Source organism: Halomonas sp. 25-S5, assembly GCF_029889845.1.
Lineage (GTDB): Bacteria > Pseudomonadota > Gammaproteobacteria > Pseudomonadales > Halomonadaceae > Halomonas.
The window spans coordinates 25,878-51,742 of record NZ_JARANV010000029.1 but is presented as its reverse complement, the minus strand read 5'-3'; the positions used below and the strand labels follow the sequence as shown (position 1 = coordinate 51,742).

At 67.1% G+C, this 25,865-nt stretch carries 24 protein-coding genes and 2 pseudogenes; 13 read left to right on the top strand and 13 right to left on the bottom strand.

Features of this window, described 5'->3' with window-relative positions; translation table 11 throughout:
• Positions 1 to 170: 170 nt before the first annotated feature.
• The 3 genes and pseudogenes from OP498_RS16525 to OP498_RS16515 all read left to right on the top strand — a co-directional run.
• Positions 171 to 374, top strand: a pseudogene (locus OP498_RS16525) (transposase domain-containing protein); the annotation flags it as partial.
• 65 nt (positions 375 to 439) lie between these two features.
• A complete protein-coding gene (locus OP498_RS16520; RefSeq protein ID WP_280554452.1) occupies positions 440 to 1,195 on the top strand; it encodes an ABC transporter permease subunit in 756 nt (251 codons plus the stop codon).
• Positions 1,196 to 1,271: 76 nt separating this feature from the next.
• Positions 1,272 to 2,102 carry a hypothetical protein gene (locus OP498_RS16515; protein ID WP_280547481.1) on the top strand — a complete coding sequence of 277 codons (831 nt, stop codon included), beginning with the start codon at positions 1,272 to 1,274 and terminating at the stop codon, positions 2,100 to 2,102.
• 221 nt (positions 2,103 to 2,323) lie between these two features.
• Here OP498_RS16515 and OP498_RS16510 read toward each other — a convergent pair whose 3' ends face one another.
• The 6 genes from OP498_RS16510 to OP498_RS16485 form a co-directional block, all read right to left on the bottom strand.
• The gene (locus OP498_RS16510) at positions 2,324 to 3,403 is read right to left on the bottom strand and encodes a sulfate ABC transporter ATP-binding protein (protein WP_280547480.1); all 1,080 of its coding nucleotides are present in this window, start codon (positions 3,401 to 3,403) and stop codon (positions 2,324 to 2,326) included.
• Between the two features lie 29 nt (positions 3,404 to 3,432).
• Positions 3,433 to 4,323: a sulfate ABC transporter permease subunit CysW gene (gene cysW / locus OP498_RS16505; RefSeq protein ID WP_280547478.1), complete on the bottom strand. Its 891-nt coding sequence runs from the start codon at positions 4,321 to 4,323 to the stop codon at positions 3,433 to 3,435.
• Positions 4,324 to 4,335: 12 nt separating this feature from the next.
• The gene (gene cysT, locus OP498_RS16500; RefSeq protein WP_280547476.1) at positions 4,336 to 5,163 is read right to left on the bottom strand and encodes a sulfate ABC transporter permease subunit CysT; all 828 of its coding nucleotides are present in this window, start codon (positions 5,161 to 5,163) and stop codon (positions 4,336 to 4,338) included.
• A 97-nt stretch (positions 5,164 to 5,260) separates the two neighbouring features.
• On the bottom strand, positions 5,261 to 6,313 hold the full coding sequence (locus tag OP498_RS16495) for a sulfate ABC transporter substrate-binding protein (RefSeq protein ID WP_280547474.1): 1,053 nt from the start codon (positions 6,311 to 6,313) through the stop codon (positions 5,261 to 5,263).
• 99 nt (positions 6,314 to 6,412) lie between these two features.
• Positions 6,413 to 7,345, bottom strand: a complete 933-nt coding sequence (locus OP498_RS16490; protein ID WP_280547473.1) for a CysB family HTH-type transcriptional regulator — start codon at positions 7,343 to 7,345, stop codon at positions 6,413 to 6,415.
• Between the two features lie 98 nt (positions 7,346 to 7,443).
• Positions 7,444 to 9,375 carry an alkaline phosphatase D family protein gene (locus tag OP498_RS16485; protein ID WP_280547471.1) on the bottom strand — a complete coding sequence of 644 codons (1,932 nt, stop codon included), beginning with the start codon at positions 9,373 to 9,375 and terminating at the stop codon, positions 7,444 to 7,446.
• Between the two features lie 120 nt (positions 9,376 to 9,495).
• Here OP498_RS16485 and OP498_RS16480 point away from each other — a divergent pair, with 120 nt between their 5' ends.
• The 6 genes from OP498_RS16480 (at position 9,496) to OP498_RS16455 (ending at position 15,346) form a co-directional block, all read left to right on the top strand.
• On the top strand, positions 9,496 to 10,062 hold the full coding sequence (locus OP498_RS16480) for an NnrU family protein (RefSeq protein ID WP_280547470.1): 567 nt from the start codon (positions 9,496 to 9,498) through the stop codon (positions 10,060 to 10,062).
• Positions 10,063 to 10,235: 173 nt separating this feature from the next.
• Positions 10,236 to 11,351: an extracellular solute-binding protein gene (locus tag OP498_RS16475; RefSeq protein ID WP_280547468.1), complete on the top strand. Its 1,116-nt coding sequence runs from the start codon at positions 10,236 to 10,238 to the stop codon at positions 11,349 to 11,351.
• A gap of 5 nt (positions 11,352 to 11,356) precedes the next feature.
• On the top strand, positions 11,357 to 12,529 hold the full coding sequence (locus tag OP498_RS16470; protein ID WP_280554450.1) for an ABC transporter ATP-binding protein: 1,173 nt from the start codon (positions 11,357 to 11,359) through the stop codon (positions 12,527 to 12,529).
• Positions 12,522 to 13,409, top strand: a complete 888-nt coding sequence (locus OP498_RS16465) for an ABC transporter permease (protein WP_280547465.1) — start codon at positions 12,522 to 12,524, stop codon at positions 13,407 to 13,409. Before OP498_RS16470 ends, OP498_RS16465 begins: the two co-directional genes overlap by 8 nt.
• 30 nt (positions 13,410 to 13,439) lie before the next feature.
• Complete coding sequence (locus OP498_RS16460) at positions 13,440 to 14,243, top strand: ABC transporter permease (protein ID WP_280547464.1); 804 nt, start codon at positions 13,440 to 13,442, stop codon at positions 14,241 to 14,243.
• A 158-nt stretch (positions 14,244 to 14,401) separates the two neighbouring features.
• Positions 14,402 to 15,346 (top strand): cation diffusion facilitator family transporter, encoded by a 945-nt coding sequence (locus tag OP498_RS16455; RefSeq protein WP_280547463.1) that lies wholly within the window; start codon positions 14,402 to 14,404, stop codon positions 15,344 to 15,346.
• Positions 15,347 to 15,348: 2 nt separating this feature from the next.
• Here the strand turns inward: OP498_RS16455 and OP498_RS16450 are convergent, their stop codons facing one another.
• The 4 genes from OP498_RS16450 to OP498_RS16435 form a co-directional block, all read right to left on the bottom strand.
• A complete protein-coding gene (locus OP498_RS16450; RefSeq protein ID WP_280547462.1) occupies positions 15,349 to 16,983 on the bottom strand; it encodes an FMN-binding glutamate synthase family protein in 1,635 nt (544 codons plus the stop codon).
• 94 nt (positions 16,984 to 17,077) lie between these two features.
• Positions 17,078 to 18,430, bottom strand: a complete 1,353-nt coding sequence (locus tag OP498_RS16445; RefSeq protein ID WP_280554449.1) for an ATP-binding protein — start codon at positions 18,428 to 18,430, stop codon at positions 17,078 to 17,080.
• The gene (locus OP498_RS16440) at positions 18,427 to 19,098 is read right to left on the bottom strand and encodes a response regulator transcription factor (protein WP_280547458.1); all 672 of its coding nucleotides are present in this window, start codon (positions 19,096 to 19,098) and stop codon (positions 18,427 to 18,429) included. Before OP498_RS16440 ends, OP498_RS16445 begins: the two co-directional genes overlap by 4 nt.
• Positions 19,095 to 19,451, bottom strand: coding sequence for a PepSY domain-containing protein (locus tag OP498_RS16435; protein WP_280547456.1), 357 nt, complete (start codon positions 19,449 to 19,451; stop codon positions 19,095 to 19,097). The genes OP498_RS16440 and OP498_RS16435 overlap by 4 nt, the downstream gene beginning before the upstream one ends.
• A gap of 111 nt (positions 19,452 to 19,562) precedes the next feature.
• Here OP498_RS16435 and OP498_RS16430 point away from each other — a divergent pair, with 111 nt between their 5' ends.
• A complete protein-coding gene (locus OP498_RS16430) occupies positions 19,563 to 20,033 on the top strand; it encodes a PepSY domain-containing protein (protein ID WP_280554447.1) in 471 nt (156 codons plus the stop codon).
• A gap of 63 nt (positions 20,034 to 20,096) precedes the next feature.
• Here the strand turns inward: OP498_RS16430 and OP498_RS16425 are convergent, their stop codons facing one another.
• The 3 genes and pseudogenes from OP498_RS16425 to OP498_RS16415 all read right to left on the bottom strand — a co-directional run.
• Positions 20,097 to 20,618, bottom strand: coding sequence for a cytochrome b (locus OP498_RS16425; RefSeq protein WP_280554446.1), 522 nt, complete (start codon positions 20,616 to 20,618; stop codon positions 20,097 to 20,099).
• Between the two features lie 128 nt (positions 20,619 to 20,746).
• Positions 20,747 to 21,529, bottom strand: coding sequence for a sulfite exporter TauE/SafE family protein (locus tag OP498_RS16420; protein ID WP_280554445.1), 783 nt, complete (start codon positions 21,527 to 21,529; stop codon positions 20,747 to 20,749).
• A 48-nt stretch (positions 21,530 to 21,577) separates the two neighbouring features.
• Positions 21,578 to 21,937, bottom strand: a pseudogene (locus tag OP498_RS16415) (LysR substrate-binding domain-containing protein); the annotation flags it as partial.
• Positions 21,938 to 22,105: 168 nt separating this feature from the next.
• On the opposite strand from OP498_RS16415, the gene OP498_RS16410 reads away from it, so the two are divergent.
• From OP498_RS16410 to OP498_RS16400, 3 genes are all read left to right on the top strand, one after another.
• Positions 22,106 to 23,617, top strand: a complete 1,512-nt coding sequence (locus tag OP498_RS16410) for a CoA-acylating methylmalonate-semialdehyde dehydrogenase (protein ID WP_280547450.1) — start codon at positions 22,106 to 22,108, stop codon at positions 23,615 to 23,617.
• Between the two features lie 104 nt (positions 23,618 to 23,721).
• The gene (locus OP498_RS16405) at positions 23,722 to 25,383 is read left to right on the top strand and encodes a GMC family oxidoreductase N-terminal domain-containing protein (protein ID WP_280554442.1); all 1,662 of its coding nucleotides are present in this window, start codon (positions 23,722 to 23,724) and stop codon (positions 25,381 to 25,383) included.
• Positions 25,384 to 25,583: 200 nt separating this feature from the next.
• Positions 25,584 to 25,790, top strand: a complete 207-nt coding sequence (locus tag OP498_RS16400; RefSeq protein WP_040185674.1) for a cold-shock protein — start codon at positions 25,584 to 25,586, stop codon at positions 25,788 to 25,790.
• The last annotated feature ends 75 nt before the right edge of the window (positions 25,791 to 25,865 follow it).

The following is a 25,865-nucleotide window of genomic DNA, read 5'->3' as shown; positions in this document are numbered from 1 at the left end:
TGCCGACGCTTGGCGAGGATGACGATCTCGACACGCTGCTGCCCTGGCGCTGGAAAGACACCCTACCGGTCTAACTCAGGCCGCAACAGGTGGGGTTGGTGGAGCGCTTACGGTAATTGTGCATAATCGGGAACTGGGCATAATTCTTATTATGCGCAGCTGCGCATAATCGCAAGAACTGGCTGTTCAGCCACACACCGAGCGGTGCCCAGGCCAGCGCGACGATCTACAGCCTGATCGAGACGGCCAAGGCCAACGGCCTCTCGCCCTACGAGTACCTGCAGTTCGTGTTCGAGATCCTGCCGACACTCGGCGAGGATGACGACCTCGGCACGCTGCTCCCCTGGCGCTGGAAAGAGACTCTACCGGTCTAACTCAGGCCGCAACAGGTGGGTTTCGTGGAGCGCTTACGCTCTGGCAGCGAGCTTGGGATCTGAGCGTGGTGAGGAAGCTGGCGATCCTGCTGGCCCTGGTCGGGTTGTGGGAGCTGGCCGCCCGCTATCAGGCTAATCCGCTGCTGCTGCCCGGTGCCCGCGATACCGCCGCTGCCCTGTGGCAAGGCCTGGCCTCCGGCACCTTGATCCAACGCAGCGCGGTGTCGCTGTCGGTGCTGCTCAAGGGCTACGCTCTGGGTACGGTGCTGGCATTGGCCCTCACGACCCTGGCGGTATCTACCCGCCTGGGGCGCGACCTGCTAAGCAGCCTGACGTCCATGTTCAGCCCGCTGCCGGCCATCGCCCTGTTGCCCCTGGCACTGCTGTGGTTCGGCCTTGGCGAGGCCAGCCTGGTATTCGTGCTGGTGCACTCGGTGCTGTGGGCCATGGCGGTGAACATCCACCAGGGCTTCCAGGGCGTTTCCGAAACGCTGCGGATGGCGGGTCGCAACTACGGCCTGCGCGGCCTGCGCTATGTGGCCCATATCCTGATCCCCGCCGCGCTGCCGGCCCTGTTGGCTGGATTGCGCATCGGTTGGGCCTTCGCCTGGCGCACCCTGATCGCCGCCGAGCTGGTGTTCGGCGCCTCATCCGGGGAGGGCGGGCTCGGCTGGTATATCTTCCAGAACCGCAACGAACTCTATACCGACAATGTCTTCGCCGGGCTGGTGGTGGTAATCCTGATCGGCCTGCTGGTGGAGAACCTGATCTTCAATACCCTGGAACGCATCACCGTCAAGCGCTGGGGCCTGGTGCACTGAGCATCCAGCCGCCTAGTGTGGCGCCCCTCGGTCAGCCGAGGGGCGCCGGACCCGTTTACTGCTGAGGAGTGCCAGCATGCCCCTGACTCGAGTGATCGACTACTTCAATGCCCATCTCGACGCTTTCAACCCACAAGCTAGCCTGCGCCGGCATGCCCGATTCCGCTATGAGAACAACCAGGTGTCGGCCGACGTGGCGGGCAAACACGTGCGGCCCCGCCAGCAGCCTATTCTGGAGCTCGCCGGGCTCAGGTCAGTGGCCCATGAGAGCCGCATTCAACTTGTGGAACCGCACAGCGCTCAGGAGACGACGGATCCGCTCTATTTCTTCTCCTGGGATCGCGAGGACGTGATTTTCCTCGACCGCTTCCTGCGCGTGCTGCATGCGCTGCACCATCTCTCACGCCATGGCGTCGATGCCGCGCCGTTGGTGGTCGACGTTCACTGGCGCCATCTCCAGGCCGTGGAAGCCTCCCACGGAGCGGTCTTCGAGGCGCTGCTGGCGCGTCTTGGCTTGCACCCCCGGCAGGCGGTGCTGCGCCTGAGTGCCCTGCGCCTGCTCAGCGACGCTCATGCCCGGGAGGCCGCCGAGAGTTTCCAGCGTCACGGCTATCCGCTGCTGGCTCAGGGTGTCCCGGTGGATGCACCACCGACCGCCTGGCGCCTGCTGAGCGACAGCGGCGTGGGGTGGGTGACGCCGGAACCCCACGCTCTGCGCCTGGCACGCCAGGGGCGTGAGCACTGGCCTCGGCTCACTCAGTGGAACCGCGAGGCGCATGCCGCCGGTATGACCGTCTGGTGGCCGGGCCTCGACACACCCGGTGATCTGGGCCGCGTGTCGCAGATCGAGCCGACGCTGGTCAGCGGCCGCCTGCTAGTAGACGTGCTGGAGGATCATCGCGCATAGAAGATGCTGCATACGCTATGGGCCGAAGCACCTGGTACCACCACAATCTGGGCAAGCCATGGGAGCAACAAGTGGGAGCAGCAAGAAACCCTCTTCCCACTCCCGATGACCGGACGCCGGGTTGAGGTGCCCGGCATCGTCGACCACCTCGCTGCCTCAGGCGGTGGCAAAGCTGGTGGCACGCCTGGAGCCAGTAGTAGCTCTCGAACTTCGAAATGCGGTCAGCCATTGGCCACCCGCGAGTCGGGCAGGAAGACCCGGCTATGAATGGGCCGAATCCAGGCATCGCCGCCCTGGGCCAGGCCCAGTTCCCGGAAGCGGTGCTTGGGCAGTTCGGCGTGAACCAGGTCCTCGCTGTTGTCGGTGCGCAGCTCGAGGCGCACCGTGGGTCCGACCACCGAGACCAACTCGACCTTGGCGTGAAGGGCGCCGTCGTGATTGCGATCGGAGAAGACCTCGATCTCGTGGGGGCGCACATAGGCTTGCCCCGGCTCATCGCGGTAGCCCTCGTACTCCGGTGCGGGCAGGTGAACGTCACCGATACGCGCCACGCCGTCGTGGACGCGAGCATGGAAGAGGTTGACGTTGCCGAGGAACTGATAGACGAACGGGTTGGCCGGATGGTCGTAGACCTCTTCCGGCGAGCCATCCTGCTCCACGCGGCCCTGGTTCATTACCACCACCCGGTCCGAGACCTCCAGGGCCTCCTCCTGGTCATGGGTGACGAAGACGCTGGTGACGTGGATCTCGTCATGCAGACGGCGCAGCCAGCGGCGCAACTCGGCACGCACCTTGGCATCCAGGGCACCGAAGGGCTCGTCGAGCAGCAACACCTTGGGCTCCACCGCCAGCGCGCGGGCCAGGGCGATGCGCTGGCGTTGGCCGCCGGAGAGCTGATGGGGGTAGCGGTGGGCGGTCCAGTCGAGCTGAACGAGCTCCAGCAGCTCCATCACCTTGCGCTTGATCTCGGCCTTGCTGGGACGTTGGCGTCGCGGCTTGACGGTGAGCCCGTAGGCGACGTTCTGGAACACCGTCATGTGCTTGAACAACGCATAGTGCTGGAAGACGAAGCCGACGCTGCGCTTGCTGACATGCAGGTCGGTCGTATCTTCGCCGTGGAAGCGGATCCGCCCGGTATCGGGTTGTTCCAGACCGGCGATGACGCGCAGCAGGGTGGTCTTGCCCGACCCCGATGGCCCGAGCAGGGCGGTGAGCTCACCATCGCGGAAGGTCAGGCTGACGTTGTCGACGGCGATGAAGTCACCGAAGTGCTTGTTGACGTGATCGATCTCGATGCTCATGGCGTTCTCGTTGATTCAGGGAGTCGGGCTCATTCGGCGGCGAGGCGCTGTCGGCGCTCGTCGTGCCATTCGACAAAGCTCTTGATGGCGATGGTGACCAGCGCCAGGCCGGTCAGCAGTGAGGACACGGCGAAGGCGGCGGTGAACTGGTACTCGTTGTAGAGCACCTCGATATGCAGCGGCAGGGTGTTGGTCTCGCCGCGAATGCGGCCCGATACCACCGCGACGGCACCAAACTCGCCCATGGCGCGAGCGTTACAGAGGATCACGCCGTAGATCAGCCCCCATTTGATGTTAGGCAGGGTGACGTGCCAGAAGGTCTTCCAGCCGCTGGCCCCCAGGGTCAGCGACGCCTCTTCTTCTTCCTTGCCCTGCTGCTGCATCAGCGGAATCAGCTCGCGAGCCACGAAGGGCAGCGTACCGAAGACGATGACGATGACGATGCCCGGCACCGCATAGAGAATCTTCAGGTCGTGTTCCGATAGCCAGGGGCCGAGCCAGCCCTGGGAGCCGAACATCACCACGAAGATCAGGCCGACGACCACGGGGGAGATGGCGAACGGCATATCGATCAGCGAAATCAGCACCGACTTGCCGCGGAACTCGAACTTGGCCACCGCCCAGGCAGTGGCCACGCCGAATACCAGGTTGGCGGGTACCGCGATGACGACCACCAGGAGCGTCAGGCGGATGGCCGCCAGGGCGTCGGGTTCGGTGATCGCCGCTTGCCAGGCATCGATGCCCTGGCTGAAGGCGCTGTAGAGCACCACGATCAGTGGCAATACCAGAAACAGGCCGAGAAAGGTCAGGGCCACGGCGATCAGGCAGCGTTGCAGCCAGACCGGCTCCTCGGTGGCACGACGCCAGTGCGCGACCAGAGTGGTGTGGGATACCGATGATGAGAGACTTGATGAGGTCATGAAACGAATTCCTTAACGGCGCCGCGAGGCCCACCACTGCAGGCCATTGATCAGCAGCAAGAGCAGGAAGGCGGCGAGCAGCATCACGCTGCCGATGGCGGCGGCGCCGTGATAGTCGAACTGCTCGATCTTGGCGACGATCAGCAGCGGTGTAATCTCGGTGCGATAGGGCAGGTTGCCGGAGATGAACACCACCGAGCCGTACTCGCCCAGGGCGCGGGCGAAGGCCAGGGCGAAGCCGGTCAAGGCCGCCGGCAGCAGGGCAGGGAGAATTACCCGGCGAATGGTGGTGAAACGGCTCGCTCCCAGGCTGGCCGAGGCTTCCTCGAGTTCCGCCTCGAGATCCTCCAGCACCGGCTGCACGGTGCGCACCACGAAGGGCAGACCGATATAGGTCAGGGCGATGACCACACCGAGCTGGGTATAGGCGACCTTGATGCCGAAGACGTTCAGGTACTGCCCCACCCAGCCAGTAGTGGCGTAGAGGGTCACCAGGGAAATCCCCGCCACTGCCGTCGGCAGGGCGAAGGGGAGATCGACCAGGGCATCGATGATCCGCTTGCCGGGGAAGGTGTAGCGCACCAGCACCCAGGCCACCAGCATCCCGAAGACCAGGTTGATGGCAGCGCCTGCCAATGAGGCACCGAAGGAGAGCTTATAGGAGGCCACCACCTGGGGATGGCTGATCGCCGACCAGAAGTCCGCCCAGCTCATGGTGGCGGTAAAGACCAGCAGACCGGCCACAGGGATCAGGAAGATCAGGCCGAGATAGAACAGCGAGAACCCCATGGTCAGGCCGAAGCCCGGGATCACGCTGCGAGGTTGGTTGAGGATCGGCATAGTCAGGCTCGTCGTTTATCCATGAGTCGTTTATCCAAGAGTCGGTTACCCAAAAAACCCCGGGCGCGAGGCCCGGGGGAGACATCACCCAACATGCTCAGTCGGTTGGGTTACCGACCTGCTGCAGGATATCGTCGAAGCGGCCACCATCGTTGAAGTGGGTCTCCTGGGCGTTGGTCCAGCCGCCGAATATCTCATCGACGGTGAAGCGCTCGACATCGGGGAACTGGTCCTCGAATTCCTTGGCGATCTCGGGGTCGGCGGGCCGATAGAAGTGCTTGCCAGCCAGGCGCTGTGCGTCATCGGTATAGAGCTGCTCGAGGTACGCCGTTGCCACCTCGCGGGTGCCATGCGCCTCGACGTTCTTGTCGATCACCGTTACGGGCGGTTCGGCGAGGATGCTCACCGACGGCACCACGATCTCGAACTCTCCTTTGCCGAGCTGTTCTGTCGCCAGAAAGGCCTCGTTCTCCCAGGCCAGCAGCACGTCGCCGATGCCGCGCTGGACGAAGGTGTTGGTGGAGCCGCGAGCCCCTGAGTCGAGCACCGGCACGTTCTTGTAGATGTCACGCACGAACTCGAAGGTCTTTTGCTCATCGCCGTCGAACTTGTCCAGCGCATAGCCCCAGGCCGCCAGGTAGTTCCAGCGTGCGCCGCCGGAGGTCTTGGGGTTGGGCGTGATGACCTCGACGTCATCGCGGGTCAGGTCGTCCCAGTCCTGGATATTCTTCGGGTTACCATCGCGGACCAGCAGCACGATGGTCGAGGTGTAGGGGGCGCTGTTATTGGGCAGGCGCGACTGCCAGTCGGCCGGGATCAAGTCGGCACGCTCGTGGAACTGATCGATGTCGTAGGCCAGCGCCAGAGTCACGACATCCGCCTCGAGGCCATCCAGCACGGCCCTCGCCTGGGAGCCGGCCCCCCCATGAGACTGGCGGACGGTGACATCGTCGCCGGTCTGCTCCTTCCAGTAGTCGCTGAACCAGTCGTTGTACTCTCGATAGAGTTCTCGGGTCGGGTCGTAGGAGACGTTGAGAATCTCGACGTCCTTGGCATGGGCTTGCCCGCCGGGGGCAAGGACGGCCAGCGCCGAGGCGGTGGCTATCAGCGCCAGGCTGAGACGGTACGGTGAGGAAAGCGTCAGCGGCATGAGATGAACTCCGTATGCGTTGATGGTGTGGTCCACCCTACTGCCGCCTCTCACGCCACTAGAACGAATTAAAAACGGATTGTTTATTCTTTTTATGAATTAGCCAGGGGTGCCGGCCAGCACCTGCTGGACGGTGGCCTCATCCAGGTCGTCTCGGCAGAACTGCAGGAAGTGGTAGGCGAAGCTGCGCAGGAAATGTCCCCGGCGCAGGGCCAGGTAGGTGGTGTTGCGCGGGAGCAGCTCGCTGGCGTCGAGCAGCCTCAGCCCCCGGTCGCGATCTTCGTGATAGGCCATCGAAGCGATCAGCCCCACGCCAAGCCCCAGTTCGACATAGGTCTTGATGACATCGGCATCCAGCGCCGTGAGCACGATATCGGGTACCACATCGGCCGCGGCGAAGGCCTGGTTGATGCGGCCACGACCGGTGAAGCCCTCGTGATAGGTGACGATGGGATGCGCGGCGATTCGCGGCAGGGTCAGCGGCTGTCCATCGTCCAACGAGTGTCCTTCCGGGACGATTACCCCGTGGTACCAGTGGTAAAAGGAGAAGCAGGCGAACAGCTGCCCGTGCTCGTGCAGGGCCTCGGTGGCCACCCCGATGTCCACCTTGCCCGCCTTGAGCATCGAGACGATCTCGTCGGGCCCGCATTGGTGAAGCTCGAGGTGAACCTTGGGAAAGGCCTGTTTGAAGCGGGCGATGATCGGCGGCAGCGCATAGCGGGCCTGGGTATGGGTGGTGGCGATGGCCAGGTTACCCTGGTCCTCGTGGGTCAGCTGCTGGGCCGAGCGCTTGAGGTTCTCCGCATCCAGCAGGATGCGCTCGATGATCTCAAGCAGGGTGCTGCCGGCTTGCGTCAGTCCCAGGATGCGCTTCCCTCGGCGCTCGAAGAGCTCGACACCCAGCTCCTCTTCCAGGTCACGAATGTGCTTGCTGGCCCCCGATTGAGAGGTGAAGAGCGCGTTGGAGGCCTCCGTGAGGTTGAAGTGCTGGCGTACGGTTTCTCGCACGATGCGCAGCTGTTGAAGGTTCATGCGGAATATCCCTGCACAGAAAATGCTTATGGGAATATAAAATACGTTTTTTATTCTTTAAAAGCATTTGTTGTGATATGGATATCAGCGCTGGCGGCTTATTCTGGGGGCGGGAAGGTGACGTCGAAGCCGCGGGCATCGAGTTGGCGGATGTCGCTCGGGCGGCCCAGCTCGTCGAGCTCCACCAGGCCGATGCCGCTGCCGTTCCAGAGCCGCTCGCCGGCCTTGGCGCAGTCCGGGTCGCGCGGGGTGATCTGCATGCGCCGGCGCTTGGTGAACCAGTTGAGCGGCGAGCGCGGGGCGTAGAGCCAGCGGTTCAGGCGGTCGAACCAGTTGAGCAGGGTGTCGGGGAAGGCGTTCTTGATGCCGCTGGACGTGATCTGCCAGATCCTCGGCCCCTCGCGGCGCTGGCGGATGCGGATGTCGTAGGCGAAGGAGTAGTGCACGTCGCCGGAGAGGATCACGTAGTGCCCCGGGGTGCGGGAGTGGCGGAAGATATTGAGCATCACGCTCGCCGTGCCGCGATGGGCCATCCAGTTCTCGGCATCGACCAGCAGCGGCTTGCCGGCCAGGGTGAAGAGCCGCTGGATGGCCTCGATCAGCTTGACGCCGAACATCGGGGCCGGCGAGACGATCACCACCGACGTGGCCCCGAGGAGCTGCTGCTGCAGTTCCGAGAGCGCCTCCCAGTCCATCAGGCCCGAGGGGCGAGCCGGGTGGCGCTCGCTGCGCCAGCGTCGGGTGCGGGTGTCCAGCACCACCAGCTTGGGCTCGCCCTCGACTTCCACCTCCCAGCCCTGGAAGCGCAGCAGGCGCTCGATGACGGCGTCCTGCTCTCCGGCAGCCAGCCAGCCCTCCCGGCTGGCCGCCGAGGCCAGCAGGTCGGCCGCCTTGCCCAGCGGCTCGGCCAGGCGGTCCGGGTCGTTGCCCCAGCCTTGGCAGAGCAGGTAGGCGAGCAGGGCATTGCCGATGATGCGTCGTGAGAAGGGATGTCCGTAGGCGGTGCGCTCCCAGTCCGCGGTGAGATTCCAGTCGTCGGTGATGTCGTGGTCGTCGAAGATCATCAGTGAGGGCAGGTGGGCCATCACCCGGGCGGCGGCGGGCAGCCCCTCGGCGAAGCGCGCGATGACCGCTCGCTCCTCGCCGAAGCGAGCCGCGTCCTTCTCGTCCAGCGTTGGCTCACTCATCTCGACCAGCCGCCAGGGCGCCGGCGACCAGGCCAGCAGGTACATGGCGATGAGCTCGGCGAAGCTCATCAGGTGGTTGTGGGCGTTGGCCGAGGTGAAGACCGGCTTGCGCACCCCGCCGAAAAAGCCCTCGCGCAGGTCCTCGCTGCTCTTGGCATCCGGCAGCAGCGCTTCGCGCCGGTAGTAGGTGGCACGGTCGGCGTAGAGGGCCTGGCTGTCGGCCACGGTGGCGCCTTCCAGGGTCTCGTCGAACAGGCCCAGCCGGCGGATCAGCGCGTGGATGGCGACCAGCAGTGGACCGGCGACGTCGTCGGCATAGATCTGGTCGCCGGTCATCAGCAGCCAGGCGGGCCAGTCCGCGGGGGCCTCGCGACGCTCGGCCAGCCAGGCATCGGCACGCACCAGACCGTCGGGGCCGTCATAGTGGGGCCGGCGGCAGGAGCCATGCAGCAGGCGGCGGTGGCTGTCGGCCAGCACGAAGCCAGGATGCGTGGCGCCCTCGTGCAGCAGGTGTGGCGCCCAGTCGGCGATGCCGCGCTCGCCCCCGCCGTCGCTCTCGTTCGAGGCGATCGTCAGGTCGTAGTCGATGCGAACGCCGCGGGGCAGGGGCGTGTCGAGGGGCACGTCGATCAGGTGCAGCCAGGCATGCCGGCCCAGCGGCAGCCGCTGCAGGCGCCGCGCGTTGAGCGTCAGGCGGCGCGGTGGGTGTCCGGCGGGGTGCAGCATCAGGCCGAGCTCGAGGGGCCGCGAACCCACCAGCCAGATCACCAGGCGCTCCGCGCTCAGGCGTCGCAGGATGGGTCCGGCGATGACCTCGGGCAGGGGGGCGGTGTCTCGGGACATGGCAATCCTTTGCGTCGCGGGTGCCGTGGCGGTCGACGGCACTGGTCGTGAACAGGTCAACAGACTAGGCTGGCGGCGGTTTCGTTCCACTTTGCCCTTTCCCTGATGGAGACTTCCACCATGATTTTGATGCTGCTCGGCCTGTTGATCTTTCTCGGCGTGCACTCGGTGCGCATCCTGGCCGACGACTGGCGAACCGCCCAGATCCAGCGAATCGGCGAGATGCCCTGGAAGGCGGCCTATTCGGTGGTCTCGATCCTCGGCCTGGCCCTGGCGATCTGGGGTTATGGCCAGATGCGCCTCGACCCGGTATCGGTCTGGCAGCCCCTGAGTGGCCTGCGCCATCTCGTCGCGCTGCTGATGATTCCCGCCTTCATCCTGCTGGTGGCGGCCTATGTGCCTGGCAACCACCTCAAGGCCAAGCTGGGCCATCCGATGATCCTGGCGGTGAAGCTCTGGGCCTTCGCCCACCTGCTGGCCAACGGCCGGCTGGGCGACATCGTCTTTTTCGGGGCCTTCCTGCTGTGGGCCGTGTTCGACTTCCGCGCCGCCCGTCGTCGCCCGCGGCCGGAGATCGCCGCCCCGGGCATGGCCGGCACCGTCGCGACCGTGGTGATCGGCCTGGTGGCCTACGTCCTCTTCGCCTTCTACCTGCATCCCGTGCTCATCGGCGTGCCGGTGATGTGACCCCGACCCGGCGAGCCGGGCTCCCTGACGCGGCGGCTGGGCCTTTCTCTATAGGGTGCTACATAGGGTGCTACGCTGATTGAGTCGACGCTGAACCGTCATCGGAGGGTCATGGCGTCGTCACTTCGCCGCGCGATAATGGGGTGCGCCCTACCCACCATGGAGAGCTCGTCATGTCGATCACACGTCGCCGTTTCCTCAAAGGCAGCCTGGCCGCCGGGGCCGCTGCCAGCGTGCCGTCCTTCTACGTCAACACGGTGCTGGCCCAGGAGCAGACCCTGCGCATCTATGCCTGGGCAGGCTACTTCAATGACCGGATGCTGGCGGACTTCACCGAGAAGACCGGCATCAAGGCCACCTTCACGCCCTACGGCACCAACGACGAGCTGATGAACTCGCTGCGGGCCAGCGACGGCAGCGGCTTCGACGTGATCATGCCCACCGTGGACCGGGTGCCGGGCTATCTCGACTACAACCTGGTGCAGCCGCTGGACGTGTCGCGCATCAACTGGAGCGGTGCCCTGGACAGCGCCATCGAGGGTTCCGAGACCGGTGGGGTGGTGGACGGCAAGCGCTACTTCGCGCCCAGCGACTGGGGCACCGAGGCGATCACCTGGCACCGCCGCTTCGCCGACGTCGACCGCGCCAACCTGAGCTATGCCGACCTGTGGAATCCCGAGCATGGCCAGGGCGTCACGGTGCGCGGCCACTCGGCGCTGGTCGGCATCGGCCTGTGGCTGGAGCGCGAAGGGCGGCTGCCGCACCCGCTGCTCGACTCCTACAGGAGCGAGGAGGCGATGCGCGCCAATTTCGAGGTCATCCTCGAGGAGGCGGTCAAGCACAAGTCGATGCTGGTGCAGTTCTGGAACACCGAGAACGAGGCCCAGGCCGCCTTCCGCACCAACGGCGCGATCATCGGCCAAACCTGGGATTCCACCGCCTTCCGCCTGCAGCAGGAGGGCGAGGACATCGCCTACGGCGCGCCGAAGGAAGGCGCCCTGGCCTGGATGGAGGGCTTCGTGATTCCCAAGAACGCCCGGAATCCCGACGCCGTCTACGAGCTGATCAACTGGTACTACACCCCCGAGGCCGGCGCGATGTTCGTCGAGGCCACCGGCTACAACTCTACCGCCAAGGGCGCCACGGAGCTGCTGCCCGAGGCGACACGTAACTTCTTCACCGAATCCTACACCGAGCAGGATCTGGCCAACCTCTGGTGGTGGCCGATCCAGGAACCCTGGTACGTGGCGCTGCGCAACGAATACCAGGACCGCTACCTCTCCGCCTGACGGAGATGCCCGACCGCGAGGTGACCATGGAGGACGGCAGCGTCCGCCTGGAGGAGGTGGTGATGCGCTTCGGCGACTTCACCGCCATCGACACGACGACGCTCGAGATCGGCTCGGGGGAGTTCTTCAGCTTCCTCGGCCCCTCGGGCTGCGGCAAGACCACCCTGCTCAACATGATCAGCGGTTTCCTGACCCCCAGTGAGGGCCAGGTGCTGATCGGCGGCGAACCCATGGGCGGGGTGCCGGTGAACCGCCGCCCCACGGCGATGATCTTCCAGAACCTGGCGCTCTTCCCGCTGATGACGGTGTTCGAGAACATCGAGTTCGGCCTGGAGGTGCGTGGGGTCGACCGCAAGGCGCGCCGCGAGGCCTCCGAACGCCTGCTGGCGCTGGTGGCCCTGGAGGGCAGCGGGCCCAAGCAGATCAGCGAGCTCTCCGGTGGCCAGAAGCAGCGGGTGGCCATCGCCCGGGCGCTGGCCGTGGAGCCGCGGGTGTTGCTGCTCGACGAGCCGCTCTCGGCGCTGGACCTCAAGCTGCGCCAGCACATGCGCGCCGAGCTCAAGGCGATCCAGCGCAAGACCGGCATCACCTTCATCTACATCACCCACGACCAGGGCGAGGCGCTGACCATGTCCGACCGGGTGGCGGTGATGTCGGCGGGGCGTATCCAGCAGGTGGCCGACCCGGTGACCCTCTACCGTTCACCAGCCACCGGCTTCGTGGCGGCCTTCGTCGGCGAGAACAACCGGCTGGAGACGACGCTGATCGAGCGCCAGGGCGAGCGGGTGCGCCTGGATGGCGGAGCGCTGGGCGAGCTGGCCGGCCGCGTCGCGGCCTTGTCCCGACTGGAGCGCGGCGATAATGCGGCGCTCTACATCCGCCCCGAGCACCTGCGCCCGGTCGAGGAAGGGAGCGCCGGTCCGACCCTCGCAGCCACCCTGGAGGCGGTGCACTTCGAGGGCGCCTGGGTGGTGCTGGAGGCGCGCCTGGACGCCTCCGGCGACCTGCTCAGGGTGCAGCTGGGCCACGAGATCTCCCGGCAGTACACGGATGCCCTGGTCGCCGGGCGTCGCATGAGGTTCGGCTATGATCCCGACGATGCGGTGGTGCTGCCCGAGGATGGCAGCCCCCGGGTCGACGAGGCGACCGGCGAGGTGGTGGAGGCCGGCCATGTTTAGGCAGCTCGCCGCGCGTTTCGGCGGCCCCCTGGCCATGGCGATCCTCGGGCTGCTGGGTATCTGGCTGATCGTGATGGTCACCCTGCCGCAGCTGCAGATGATCGACTACTCGCTGCGTCCCAACCTGCTGCCGGCCCAGCGCGGCGGGCCACAGGACGGCTGGACGCTGACCAACTACGCCACCCTGTTCGCTAACGACATCCACCGGTCGATCTTCTTCAAGACGCTGTGGTCCAGCGTGCTGGTGACCCTGCTGACGCTTGGCGTGAGCTATCCGCTGGCCTGGTACCTGGCCAAGGTGGCCACCCCGCGGCAGGCGGCGCTGTGCCTCCTGCTGCTGATTATTCCCTTCTGGATCAACGAGATCCTGCGTACCTACTCGTGGTTCATCATTCTCGCCTTCCGCGGGCCGCTCAACGAGGTGCTGATGATGCTGGGGCTGATCGACCGGCCGATCCGCTTCCTCAACGGCGACGCCGGGGTGATGGTGGGCATGGTCTACGCCTATATCCTGTTCATGGTGTTCCCGGTCTACAACGCCATCGAGAGCCTCGACGACAACCAGGTGCGGGCCGCCCGGGACCTGGGGGCGGGGACGGTGCGCACCCATCGGCGCATCGTCATCCCCCATGCCAAGCCGGGGATCGCCACCGGCTGCATCATGACCTTCATGCTGGCGGCGGGCAGCTATGCAGTGCCGGCGCTGCTCGGCTCGCCGGGCAGCCGCTGGTTCACCCAGATCATCTACAACTGGTTCTTCGAGGGCGGCAACTGGAACCAGGGGGCGGCCTACGCCTTCCTGCTGCTGGTGCTGTGCATCGGCTTCATGTCGCTGGTCATGAAGGTGTTCAAGGTGGGTCTGGGAGACATCGCGCAATGAGGCACCAGGCGAAATGACGGGGGGCCGGGCGTGAGCTCACAGCGACTGATGGCCCTGGGCCTGCGCGTCTACGTGGTGGTGTTCTTCGCCTACCTCTTCCTGCCGCTGCTGGTGATGGCGGCGGCCACCTTCAACGACAGCCGCTTCCCTACCGTGACCCCCTGGGACGGTACTACCCTGAAGTGGTTCGGCGAGCTCGCCGCCGACGGCGGCATGTGGCAGGCGCTGGGCAACAGCGCCATCGTTGCCGTCGGGGTGCTCTGCCTGGCGGTGCCCATCGGCATCGCCACCGCGCTGTTCCTCAACACGGTGCAGAGCCGCGCCAAGCCCTTCCTCTATGCGCTGATCCTCTCGCCGCTGCTGACGCCCGGGGTGATCATCGGCATTTCGACGCTGATCTTCTGGCGCCAGCTCGGGGTCGGCGGGGGCATCTTCCTCACCGTGCTCGGCCAGGCCACCTTCATCGCCGCCTACGTGATGCTGATGGTCACCGCGCGGCTGCAGCGCTTCGACCGCACCATGGAGCGCGCCGCCCTGGATCTGGGCGCCAGCCAGTGGCAGATGTTCCGGCGCATCCTGCTGCCCTACCTCAAGCCGGCGATCCTCTCGGCGGCGGTGATCGCCTTCCTGCAGTCCTTCGAGAACTACAATACCTCGCTGTTCGTGGTGGGCTACGACACCACCCTGACGGTCTACATCGCCTCCAAGGTGCGCACCGGCCTCACGCCAGCGGTCAATGCCCTGGGGCTGATCCTGATACTCGTCACCGTGCTGCTGGCCGTGGCCTACGAGGTCAAGCGGCGCCGCGAGGCCGTGCGGGTGGTGAGCGGATAATAGGGGCGCCGGGGGCAGACCGAAGGGGAGGTCCTACGCCAGGGATGGCGTCGGTAGCGCCCATGGAGGGGTTTACAGCGCCTCCCCGCAGGTCTGCCGCCGGATCAGCCCCGGGCCAAGTCCAATGCTATGCTGGTGCCCACCGCAAGGGAGGGCTCATGGCTCACGATCACGACCATTCGCATCACCACACTCATCACGCCGGGCAGGACAGCCAGCGCCGGCTCTTCTGGGCGATCCTGCTCACCGGCGGCTTCATGGTCGCCGAGGTGGCGGGCGGCATCCTCTCCGGCTCGCTGGCGCTGCTGGCCGATGCCGGCCACATGCTCACCGACACCGCGGCCCTGGCGCTGGCCTGGTTCGCCGCCCGCATCAGCCGCCGCCCGGCCGACGACAAGCGCAGCTTCGGCTACCACCGGGTGCAGATCCTGGCCGCCTTCGTCAACGGCCTGACGCTGATCGCCATCGTGGTGTGGATCCTCATCGAGGCGATCCGCCGCCTGCTCTCGCCGATGGCGGTGATGGGCACCACCATGCTGGTGATCGCCGCCCTGGGGCTGCTGGTCAACGTGGTGGTGTTCGCCATCCTGCACTTCGGCGACCGTGACAACCTCAACATCCGCGGGGCCGCGCTGCATGTGCTGGGCGATCTCTTGGGCTCGGTGGCGGCCATTGTCGCGGCCCTGGTGATACTCGCCACCGGCTGGATGCCCATCGACCCGCTGCTCTCGGTGCTGGTGGCGCTGCTGATCCTGCGCAGCGCCTGGAAGCTGACCCGGGAATCCGGCCATATCCTGCTGGAAGGCGCCCCGGATGGCCTGGACACGGCGAGGCTGCGCCGCGAGATTCCCGAGCGGCTCGAGGCGGTCTGCAACGTGCATCATGTGCACGTCTGGTCGCTGACGCCGGGACGCCACCTGGTCTCGCTGCATGCGGCCATCGACGAGGGCGAGGATCGCCAGGCCACCCTGGTGGCGATCCGCTCGCTGCTGATGGAACGCTACGGCCTGCACCACGCCACCATCCAGCTGGAGAGCCGTCACGAATGCGCCGACGCGCCCGTCAGCGACGAGACGCACGACGAGGCGCCGGACCGGTCCTGACGCTAGACCAGCTTGCTGTGACGCCGCCTGGCCACCACCTCGGGAGGATCGAAATGGTCGGGGTCGGCGAGGTCCCAGTAATCGCGGAACACGGCATGTCGGGAGGCGCCGCCCTGCAGCAGCTCGTCCGGGGAGAGGATGTCGTAGAGTTCGTCGAAGCTCTTCACCTCGTGGGCGGAGAGCCGGTGACTCACGTGCTCGGGACCGAGCTCCCGCGGGTGGGAGAGGCCCGCGGCGGCCAGCATCTCGGCCAGCGCCGCGAGGGTGTTGGCGTGGAAGCGCTCCACCCGGCGTGACTTGTGGTCGACATCCAGGCGGCTGCCGCGCAACGGGTTCTGGGTCGCCACGCCACTCGGGCAGCGGTCGGTGTGGCAGGTCTGGGCCTGGATGCAGCCCAGGGCGAACATGTAGCCCCGGGCGGCATTGCACCAGTCGGCGCCCAGGGCTAGGGCTCGGGCGAGATCGAAGGCGCTGATCACCTTGCCGGCGGCCCCGACGGAGACCCGCTCACGCAGCCCGGCGCCTACCAGGGTGTTGTGCACCAGCAGCAGGGCCTCGGTGAGGGGCATGCCCAGGCGATTGATGAGCTCCAGCGGGGCGGCACCGGTGCCCCCCTCGCCGCCGTCGACCACCACGAAGTCCGGATGCTCGTCCTCCTCCAGCATCGCCTTGACCAGGGCGAACCACTCCCAGGGATGCCCGATGGCCAGCTTGATGCCCACCGGCTTGTCGTCGGCGAGCTCGCGCAGCCGGCGGATGAAGTGGATCAGTTCGCGGGGCGTGGAGAAGGCCGAGTGGGCGGAGGGGGAGACCACGTCCTGGCCCATGGGCACGCCGCGGGTCGAGGCGATCTCGGCCGTGACCTTGGCCGCGGGCAGGATGCCGCCGTGGCCCGGCTTGGCGCCCTGGCTGATCTTGATCTCGATCATCTTCACCGCGTCCTGGGTGGCCTGCTCGCGGAAGCGCTCGGGGTCGAACCGGCCCTGGGCGTCACGACAGCCGAAGTAGCCGGAGCCGATCTCCCAGACCAGGTCGCCGCCATGGTGGTGGTAGGGGGAGATCGCGCCCTCGCCGGTGTCGTGGTAGAAGCCGCCGAGCCTCGCCCCCTGGTTCAGGGCGCTGATGGCATGGGCGGAGAGCGCCCCGAAGCTCATCGCCGAGATGTTGAACACGCTGGCCCGGTAGGGCCGGCCACGTCCGGCCCCGATGGTGGTGCGGAAGTCCGGGTCGTCGATGCGGGCCGGCGACATCGAGGGGCTCATCCACTCGTAGCCGGGGGCGCGCATGTCGTGGAGCGAGCCGAAGGGGCGCTTGTCGCTGATGTCCTTGGCGCGCTGGTAGACCAGCCGGCGCTGCTCCCGCGAGAAGGGGATCGCCTCGTTGTCGGACTGGATGATGTACTGGCGCAGCTCCGGGCCGAACGACTCCAGGTTGTAGCGCAGGTGGGCGAGGATCGGGTAGTTGCGGCTCACCGTGCGATTGCGCTGGAGGATGTCATGGGTGCCCAGGGCGACGAGCAGGCCGAAGCCGAGCACGCCCCACCACCAGCCGGGGGCCTCCAGGACGCCGATGAGGCTGACGGCGAGGCCCAGCAGACTGATCACGTAGGCGCCGTAGCGCAGCGGAAGCGGGGGCATGAGGCACTCCTGATGGAAGGGACGGCCCTGCCATTGCACGGTCGCGCGGGGTGGCTGTCAATGCGCCCGGCGGGTCCGGGCCGCGCGCGTCGCCTCAGCCGGCGGGCTGGAAGGGGCGGTCGGGCAGCCAGACCCGTACCGCCATCCCGCCGAGGCGCGAGCGGTCGAGCGCCAGGCGGCCGCCGTTGAGCTTCACCAGGTCGGCCACGATGGCCAGGCCCAGGCCGTTGCCCGGGTGCTGCTCGTCGAGCCGGGCGCCGCGGCCCAGGGCGGCCTGGCGCTGGGCCTCGTCCATGCCCGGCCCGTCGTCCTCGACCGCCATCCAGCTTCCCCCGTCATCGCTGCCGCCGTCCATCTCGACCCGGCTCTCGGCCCAGCGCAGGGCGTTGTCGAGCAGGTTGCCGACCAGCTCCTGCAGGTCCTGGGCCTCCATGCGCACGCGCATCCCGGATGGCAGGTCGTGGTGGAGGGCGATGCCGCGCCGCTCGGCCAGGCGGCCGAGCCCCGCGAGGATGGGCATGAGCACCTCGCCGGCGTCGACGCGCGGCGCCAGGCCGGCGTCTCCGGCCGCCGAGGCGCGGGCCAGGTGGTGGCGCACCGCCGCATCGATGCGCATCAGCTCGTCGCGCAGGCGGCTGCGTCGCGGCTCCTCGACGCCGTCGGCCAGGGTGGTCAGCACGCTCACCGGGGTCTTCAGCGCATGTGCCAGGTTGCCGGCGGCATGGCGCGCATGGGCCATCAGTCGCCGGTCGCGGTCCAGTACCCCGTTCATGGCCCGGGCCAGGCGCGCGAGCTCCGGTGACAGGCGGGTATCGAGGCGCTCGGCGTCGCCGTTCTCCACGCGCTGCAGGTCGGCCTGTATTCGGCGCAGCGGGGCCAGGCCCCAGCGCACCTGAAGGGCCAGGGTGGCCAGCAGCAGCAGCCCCAGGCCGACCAGGAAGAGGGTGACCCGCCCGCCAAAGCGGGCGAGCTCCGCGTCCAGCGTCTCCCGAGAGACGGCCACGCTGACGTGCAGGGGGTCGTCGACGGCCGCCAGGCGGATATCGCGCTCGATGACGCGCAGCGGCGTCCCGCGGGGCCCCGTCAGGTCGCGCAGCACCACCTCGCGGTGCTGGCGCGTGGGCAGTCGCTGGTCCCACAGCGAGCGGGAGGTCAGCAGCTGCTCGGCGCCGTCGCTGATCTGCCAGTACCAGCCGGAGAAGACCTGCTCGAAGCGCGGGTCGCCCAGCGAGCGCTCATGGACCAGCCGCTGCTGCGTCGGGTCCCAGTCGAGGCCGGCGATGACCACGTTGAGCAGGGCCGCCAGGCGCTCGTCGAAGGCGGCCGTGGTGGTGGTGCGGAAGTGCTGGGTCAGGCCCACGCCGGCCAGCGGCAGCGCGATCGCGAGGGTCAGCAGGGAGGCCAGCAGCAGGCGACTGGCCAGCGACAGCCGCCGCACTCGACTCATGGCGTCTCGTCGCCTCCGGCCAGGCGATAGCCCTGGCCACGGTGGGTCTGGATGCGGGCCGCGCCCAGCTTGCGGCGCAGCCGGCTGATCTGGACGTCGATGACGTTCGAGTCCGGCTCGTGGTCGCGGTCATAGACGTGCTCGGCGAGCTCGCTGCGGCTCACCACGCGGGGCGCGGCGTGGGCCAGGTAGGCCAGCAGGCGCGACTCCTGGGCGGTCAGGCTCACCGGGCGACCGGCCAGGGTGACGCTGCCGGCGTGGGTGTCGAAGGCGAGCTCGCCGATCCTGAGCACCGGATGGGCATGGCCGTGGCTGCGCCGCACCAGGGCGCGCAGCCGGAACAGTACCTCGGCGGTCTCGAAGGGCTTGGTGACATAGTCGTCGGCCCCGGCCGAGAAGCCGGCGGCCTTGTCGGCCCAGCGGGTGCGGGCGGTGAGCACCAGCACCGGCGTGTCGATGGCGTCCTCGCGCCACTCGGCGAGCCAGCGGCTGCCATCGCCGTCGGGCAGGCCCAGGTCGAGGATCACCGCGTCGTAAGCCTCGGTGCGCACCAGGAAGTCCGCTTCGCCGCCGGTGTCGGCGGTCTCCAGCAGCACGCCGGCGTCGCCCAGGGCTTCGCTCAGCGCCTCGGCCAGCGGCCGGTCATCCTCCACCAGTAGCACCTTCATTTCCCGCGCCTCATGCCGTTGATGTTCACGCCCTCCATGCCGATCAGCTCGCCACTGGCGGCATCGAACGCGAAGTCCACCACCTGGCCCTGGGGGCCGAGCATCTCGATCTCGTAGACGGACTGGCCGTCATCTCGCTCGAGTTCTACCTCCAATACCTGACCGATATAGCGCGCCTCCAGCCAGTCGAGGATCTCGGGCAGTGGCACGAGCTTTCCGTCGCGCACCCTTTCGGGGAGGTCGCGCCAGTAGTCGTCTGCCGGCGCGGGGGAAGCGGCCAGCAGGACGAGGAGGGCGGCCAGCACCGGCAGGCGCAGGCGGGAAGCGGGGGAGGGCAGGCGTCTCGTCATCATGGTCACAGCGTGCCAGGCCGAACATGAATGCAGCATGAATGGCCGTGTCACCCTGTGGCAAGGTCGGTGGCGGTACAACGGACGGGCAACCCGTAAAAGAAGGAGTGACCCATGAAACGCAAGATGATCCTGGCCGGTTCCCTGGCCGCCCTGATGAGCGTTGCCACCCTGGCCCAGGCCGAAGACAGCCGCCTGGCGGCGGAGCGCCTCGACGACATCCTGGCCCAGGCCAGCGCCTTCGGTTTCACCCATTTCGGGGAGATCGAGGCCAAGCGCGATGACCGTTTCGCGGTGGAGGGCTGGCTCGACGACGAGTGGCGCGCCGAGGTGCGGTTCTCGCTGGAAAGCGGCGAGAGCCTCAAGGAGGAGCGCCAGCGCCGCGAGGGTGGCGCCTGGGGCATGAGCGAGGCCGAGGTTCGCGAGGCGATGGCCTTGGCTGTGGCCGAGGGGCTGGCCGAGTTCGAGGAGATCCAGGTCGACCGCGATGGCCGCATCGAGATCGAGGGCCGCGACGCCGATGGTCGCGCGTTCGAGGTCAAGAGCCGCGGCGGCGAGCTGCTCGAGGTGGAACACGACGACTGAGCCGGTGCCGGGGCCTCGCCCCGGCGCGATAGTTTCGCGCCGGGCCCTTCCGTGCCGGGCGGTTCAGGTCATGCGCTGCAGGCTGCGTTCCCCGAGCCACCACTGGTGGGCCAGCACGGCGAGCACATGGCCGGCGATGACGAACCACAGCAGGTTGGCGAGCAGCTCGTGGGTCTCCTCGAAGGCCTCCTCGAGCCACTCGATCTCGGCACCCGCCGCGATCAGTGGCGCACCGAAGACGGTAACGCCTTCGCCGCTGCCCCAGGCCGCGAGCAGGCCGCTGAGCGGGATCACCAGCAGCAGGGCATAGAGGACCAGATGGCCGAGCCGCGCGGCCAGGCGCCAGTGGGCGGGCGGGGCCGGGCGGCCGCGGTTGACGGCGCGCCAGGCCAGGCGGAAGACGAGCAGGGCCAGCAGCGCCATCCCGATGCTCTGGTGCAAGCCCATCGCGGCGGACTCGCCGAGGCCCGCGAAACCCTCCATCCACCAGTCGCTGCCCAGCATCAGCAGCACCAGCAGAGCCATGGACCAGTGGAGGACGCGGGAGACAGCGCCATAGCGGTGTTCGGTATCGAGCCAGTTCATCAGGATCACTCCTCATTGGTGGGTACCTGATCCGTCTTACACCCCCTCGCCTTGCAGCAGCCTTAACGCCCCGTTCATCCGGCATTCATCTGGCGCAGCCGCCCTCCGTGAGGCTTGCGCCTTGGGACTCACCCTGCCGAGCCGACGAGCCCCACCACGCTGACCAGGATGAGCACCCCACCGAGCACCCGGAAGTAGAGGTTGGTGCGGCTGGCGAGCAGGTGCCGGTGGGCGCGTTCGCCCAGCAGGTGGCCGACCAGGGCGCAGGGCAGCAGCCACAGCTGGTGGATGAGCTGCAGGTCGATGCCGGCGATCACGAAGGAGACCATCTTGATCAGTACCAGGATGAACCACAGCACGAAGAGGGTATCGCGCAGCTGGTGGGCGGCGACGTGGGTGGCGAACACCGCGACGATCAGCGGAGCGCCGATCAGCGAGGTGCCGCTGACGTAGCCGCCCAGCGCCAGCAATACCGCGTCCATCCAGCGGTTATGGCTGCGAAAGGGCTTGTCGAGCACGTAGCCGACCGCATAGACCATCACGATGACGAAGATGATGCTGGTCAGCACGTTGCCTGGCAGGGTCAGCAGGCCGACCACCCCGATCAGCTTGGGGATGATCATCACCTTCATCGCCCTGAGCAGGTAGCCCCAGTCGATGTTGCCCTCGCTCGGCGCCTGGCCGGCGTTGTCGGCCACCAGCTGTCGGTGGCCGCGCCAGGCGATCCAGCTGGAGAAGATCAGCAGATGGATGGCGATGATCGGCAGGAAGACCAGCGGCTCGTCGCGCACCAGCAGCAGGAAGGGCAGCGACAGCACGGCACCGCCGAAGCCCAGGCTGGTGCGCACGAAGCCGCTCCAGACGAAGATCAGCCCGATCAGCACGAGTTGAGAGGTCTCGAGATCGGCCATCAGGGCGCTCCTTTCCCGTATGGAAGTGTCATGATTGATGTGGACGTGTCATGGCGCCAACGCGCCCCAGACGCCGGCCAGCACCTCCAGCGCTTCGACGATCACCACCTCCTCGCCGCGATCGAGGCGCCAGACGAAACTCAGCGCGCAGGGCAGGCGCACGCCTTCGGCGACCACCAGGCCGCGCTCCTGGCGCTTGGCCATGGCCAGGGCGTCGCGGGCCAGGCTGAGGCCCACACCGGCCCGCACCAGGTCGAGCATGCAGGCCTCCTGGTCCACCTGGGCCACGCCGTTGGGCACGATGCCCAGTGGGTCGAGCACGCCGTGCAAGAGGCGGTGATGGGCGGAGTCTTCGGGCGTGGTGATCCACGGCAGGGTGGCGAGCCGGCGCCAGGAAGAAGCCGACATCCAGCTCGCCGCGACGCACCCACTTCAGCACGGTGTCGCCTCCTCGGCGTGGAGTGATATCAGCGAAACTTATACGCTGGTTTTGCATTACTCAGTTGATCCTGGTGACGATCGGGCTAGTCTAGGGTCGTCCATCCCCGATGCCGACAACGACGCGACGAGGCCGCCATGAGCACAGCCAGCATCCAGCATTATATCAACGGGCAAATGTCAGCCGGTGAGTCCGGCCAGCACCAGGCCGTGACCAACCCGGCCACTGGCCGGGTGACCGGCCAGGTGGCCCTGGCCTCCCAGGCCGATGTGGCCACGGCGGTGGCCGCCGCCCAGGCCGCCTTCCCGGCCTGGGCCGATACCCCGCCGATTCGGCGTGCCCGGGTGATGTTCAAGTTCCTGCAGCTGCTTAATGAGCACAAGGATGAGCTGGCGCGGGCCATCACCCTGGAGCATGGCAAGGTGTTCACCGATGCCCAGGGCGAGGTAGCGCGCGGCATCGACATCGTCGAGTTCGCCTGCGGCATCCCGCAGCTGCTCAAGGGCGACTATACCGAGCAGGTCGGCACCGGTATCGACAACTGGACGATGCGTCAGCCGCTGGGCGTGGTCGCTGGTATCACCCCGTTCAACTTCCCGGTCATGGTGCCGATGTGGATGTTCCCCCTCGCCATCGCCGCCGGCAACACCTTCATCCTCAAGCCAAGTCCCCTGGATCCCAGCGCCTCGCTGCTGATGGCCGACCTGCTCAAGCAGGCGGGGCTGCCGGATGGCGTCTTCAACGTGGTGCAGGGTGACAAGGACTCGGTGGAGGCGCTGCTCGACCATTCCGACGTCAGGGCGCTGTCGTTCGTCGGCTCCACGCCGATCGCCAACCTGATCTACGAGCGGGGTGCCCGCCATGGCAAGCGCGTCCAGGCCCTGGGCGGGGCCAAGAACCACATGGTGGTGATGCCCGATGCCGACCTCGACAAGGCCGTGGATGCGCTGACCGGCGCGGCATACGGCTCCGCCGGCGAGCGCTGCATGGCGATCAGCGTGGCGGTGCTGGTGGGTGACGTGGCCGACGAGCTGGTGCCGCGCCTGGCCGAGCGTGCCCGCGCGCTCAAGGTCAAGAATGGCCTGGAGCTGGATGCCGAGATGGGGCCCATCGTCACCGCCCAGGCACACCAGCGCATCACCGGCTATATCGAGAAGGGCGTGAGCGAGGGCGCCGAACTCATCGTCGATGGCCGTGACTTCGATGCCGCCGGGACCGGCGACGACTGCGCCGAGGGCTTCTGGATGGGCGGCTCGCTGTTCGACCACGTCACCCCGGAGATGACCATCTACAAGGAGGAGATCTTCGGCCCGGTGCTGGCCTGCGTGCGGGTGCCCGACATCGCCACCGCCATCCAGCTGATCAACGACCACGAGTTCGGCAACGGCGTGAGCTGCTTCACCGAGAGCGGCAGCGTGGCCCGCGAGTTCGGGCGTCGCATCCAGGTCGGCATGGTGGGCATCAACGTGCCGATCCCGGTGCCCATGGCCTGGCACGGCTTCGGTGGCTGGAAGCGCTCGCTGTTCGGCGACACCCACGCCTACGGCGAGGAGGGCGTGCGCTTCTACACCAAGCAGAAGTCGATCATGCAGCGCTGGTCCGACTCCATACATGGCGGCTCCGAGTTCGCCATGCCGACCCACAAGTAATGCCGCCGATCACTGAATGAGCGAGAGGCGCCGGGGACGACGTGAAGAGGAAGTAATGTCGTCACCGGAACAGCCTCGAGTGACGTCATCACCGAGAGCGTGCCATGGTTGACCAGGAATTCGACTATATCGTGGTGGGTGCCGGCACCGCCGGCTGCCTGCTGGCCAACCGCCTGAGTGCCGACCCGGCCAACCGGGTGCTGCTGATCGAGGCGGGCGGGCGCGACAACTACCACTGGATCCACATCCCGGTGGGCTACCTCTACTGCATCGACAACCCGCGCACCGACTGGTGCTTCCGCACCGAGCCGGACCCCGGGCTCAACGGCCGCTCGCTGATCTATCCCCGGGGCAAGACCCTGGGCGGCTGCTCCAGCATCAACGGCATGCTCTATATCCGCGGCCAGTCGCGCGACTATGACGGCTGGGCCGAGGCAACCGGTGACGACGCCTGGCGCTGGGAGAACTGCCTGCCCGACTTCATGAAGCACGAGGACCACCACCGCCTGGATGCCGGCGGCGATGCCGACGCGGCCCACCACGACTACCATGGCCACGGGGGCGAGTGGCGGGTGGAGAAGCAGCGCCTCAAGTGGCAGGTGCTCGACGACTTCGCCACCGCCGCCGTGGAGGCCGGCATCCCGCGGACCCGCGACTTCAACCGCGGCGACAACGAGGGGGTCGACTACTTCGAGGTCAACCAGCGCGCGGGCTGGCGCTGGAACACCTCCAAGGCCTTCCTCCGCGGGGCCGAGAAGCGCGACAACCTCACCCTGTGGCACTCCACCCAGGTGCTGGGGCTCGAACTGGAACGAGGAGGCGAGACCGGCCGGGGCGACACGCCACGCTGCACCGGCGTGAGCGTCGAGCGCGGCGGGAAAGCGATCACGGTGCAGGCCGGCCGCGAGGTGATCCTCTCCGCCGGCGCCATCGGCTCGCCCCAGCTGCTGCAGCTCTCCGGCATCGGCCCGGCCGAGCTGTTGCGCGAGCACGACATCCCGGTGATCCATGACCTGCCGGGGGTCGGCGAGAACCTGCAGGATCACCTGCAGATCCGCTCGGTGTATCGGGTGACGGGCGCCAAGACCCTCAATACCATGGCCAACTCGCTGGTCGGCAAGGCGGGCATCGGGCTCGAGTACCTGCTCAAGCGCTCCGGCCCCATGAGCATGGCGCCCTCGCAGCTGTGTGCCTTCACGCGCAGTGCCGACGAGTACGCGCATCCCAACCTCGAGTACCACGTCCAGCCGCTGAGCCTGGAGGCCTTCGGCCAGCCGCTGCACGACTTCCCGGCGATCACCGCGAGCGTGTGCAACCTCAACCCGACCAGCCGCGGCACGGTGCGCATCAAGAGCGCCGACCCGCGCCAGGCCCCGGCCATCGCCCCCCACTACCTGAGCACCCCGGAGGATCGCAAGGTGGCGGCGGACTCGCTGCGGGTCACGCGGCGCATCGCCGAGCAGCCGGCCTTCGCGAGGTATTCGCCCGAGGAGGTCAAGCCGGGCCTTGAGTACCAGAGCGACGAGGACCTGGCCCGCCTGGCGGGGGATATCGGCACCACCATCTTCCACCCGGTGGGCACCACCAGGATGGGGCGCGACGACGACCCCATGGCGGTGGTGGATTCTCGCCTGCGGGTACGCGGGGTCGCGGGGCTGCGCGTGGTGGATGCGGGCGTCATGCCGACCATCACCAGCGGCAACACCAACTCGCCGACGCTGATGATCGCCGAGAAGGCCGCCGGCTGGATCCTCCATGCCCGGTAACCGCGCTGTCATCCAGTGTAAATAGTGTTTGACCTGCGCCCGGCAACGGCGCAATATGCCTGCAGTTGGTTAGCAAGTGGAACATCGCAAGTGGTCATCGAAAGCTCATAGCGTCGATTTCCCGGTGAAAGTTTCTTGTTTTACCCACTGCAACTCGGGTATTTCCCGGCACAATCTAACGCTATTCGAGGAATTCGATAATGGCTACCGGTACTGTCAAGTGGTTCAACGACACTAAAGGCTTCGGCTTCATTTCTCCGGACGACAACGGTGACGACCTGTTCGCTCACTTCTCCGAGATCAAGGCTGAAGGCTTCAAGTCCCTGCAAGACGGTCAGAAGGTCTCCTTCGACGTCACCCAGGGCAAGAAAGGCCTCCAGGCTTCCAACATCCAGGTCATCGGCTGAACGTCGACCGACCCTGATGTGACTGCCTCACGGCAGGTGAAAAAGGCCCGCGAAAGCGGGCCTTTTTCGTTGTGT

Excerpts from the sequence above, each read along its gene's own strand:
- OP498_RS16485 (WP_280547471.1), bottom strand. The coding sequence starts at position 9,375 with ATGTCCCGAGACACCGCCCCCCTGCCCGAGGTCATCGCCGGACCCATC.
- OP498_RS16400 (WP_040185674.1), top strand. The coding sequence starts at position 25,584 with ATGGCTACCGGTACTGTCAAGTGGTTCAACGACACTAAAGGCTTCGGC.
- OP498_RS16425 (WP_280554446.1), bottom strand. The coding sequence starts at position 20,618 with ATGAACTGGCTCGATACCGAACACCGCTATGGCGCTGTCTCCCGCGTC.
- OP498_RS16450 (WP_280547462.1), bottom strand. The coding sequence starts at position 16,983 with ATGCCCCCGCTTCCGCTGCGCTACGGCGCCTACGTGATCAGTCTGCTG.
- OP498_RS16455 (WP_280547463.1), top strand. The coding sequence starts at position 14,402 with ATGGCTCACGATCACGACCATTCGCATCACCACACTCATCACGCCGGG.
- OP498_RS16480 (WP_280547470.1), top strand. The coding sequence starts at position 9,496 with ATGATTTTGATGCTGCTCGGCCTGTTGATCTTTCTCGGCGTGCACTCG.
- OP498_RS16405 (WP_280554442.1), top strand. The coding sequence starts at position 23,722 with ATGGTTGACCAGGAATTCGACTATATCGTGGTGGGTGCCGGCACCGCC.
- OP498_RS16445 (WP_280554449.1), bottom strand. The coding sequence starts at position 18,430 with ATGAGTCGAGTGCGGCGGCTGTCGCTGGCCAGTCGCCTGCTGCTGGCC.
- OP498_RS16410 (WP_280547450.1), top strand. The coding sequence starts at position 22,106 with ATGAGCACAGCCAGCATCCAGCATTATATCAACGGGCAAATGTCAGCC.
- cysW (WP_280547478.1), bottom strand. The coding sequence starts at position 4,323 with ATGACCTCATCAAGTCTCTCATCATCGGTATCCCACACCACTCTGGTC.
- OP498_RS16420 (WP_280554445.1), bottom strand. The coding sequence starts at position 21,529 with ATGGCCGATCTCGAGACCTCTCAACTCGTGCTGATCGGGCTGATCTTC.
- OP498_RS16435 (WP_280547456.1), bottom strand. The coding sequence starts at position 19,451 with ATGATGACGAGACGCCTGCCCTCCCCCGCTTCCCGCCTGCGCCTGCCG.
- OP498_RS16475 (WP_280547468.1), top strand. The coding sequence starts at position 10,236 with ATGTCGATCACACGTCGCCGTTTCCTCAAAGGCAGCCTGGCCGCCGGG.
- OP498_RS16515 (WP_280547481.1), top strand. The coding sequence starts at position 1,272 with ATGCCCCTGACTCGAGTGATCGACTACTTCAATGCCCATCTCGACGCT.
- OP498_RS16490 (WP_280547473.1), bottom strand. The coding sequence starts at position 7,345 with ATGAACCTTCAACAGCTGCGCATCGTGCGAGAAACCGTACGCCAGCAC.
- OP498_RS16470 (WP_280554450.1), top strand. The coding sequence starts at position 11,357 with ATGCCCGACCGCGAGGTGACCATGGAGGACGGCAGCGTCCGCCTGGAG.
- OP498_RS16465 (WP_280547465.1), top strand. The coding sequence starts at position 12,522 with ATGTTTAGGCAGCTCGCCGCGCGTTTCGGCGGCCCCCTGGCCATGGCG.
- OP498_RS16510 (WP_280547480.1), bottom strand. The coding sequence starts at position 3,403 with ATGAGCATCGAGATCGATCACGTCAACAAGCACTTCGGTGACTTCATC.
- OP498_RS16495 (WP_280547474.1), bottom strand. The coding sequence starts at position 6,313 with ATGCCGCTGACGCTTTCCTCACCGTACCGTCTCAGCCTGGCGCTGATA.
- cysT (WP_280547476.1), bottom strand. The coding sequence starts at position 5,163 with ATGCCGATCCTCAACCAACCTCGCAGCGTGATCCCGGGCTTCGGCCTG.
- OP498_RS16430 (WP_280554447.1), top strand. The coding sequence starts at position 19,563 with ATGAAACGCAAGATGATCCTGGCCGGTTCCCTGGCCGCCCTGATGAGC.
- OP498_RS16440 (WP_280547458.1), bottom strand. The coding sequence starts at position 19,098 with ATGAAGGTGCTACTGGTGGAGGATGACCGGCCGCTGGCCGAGGCGCTG.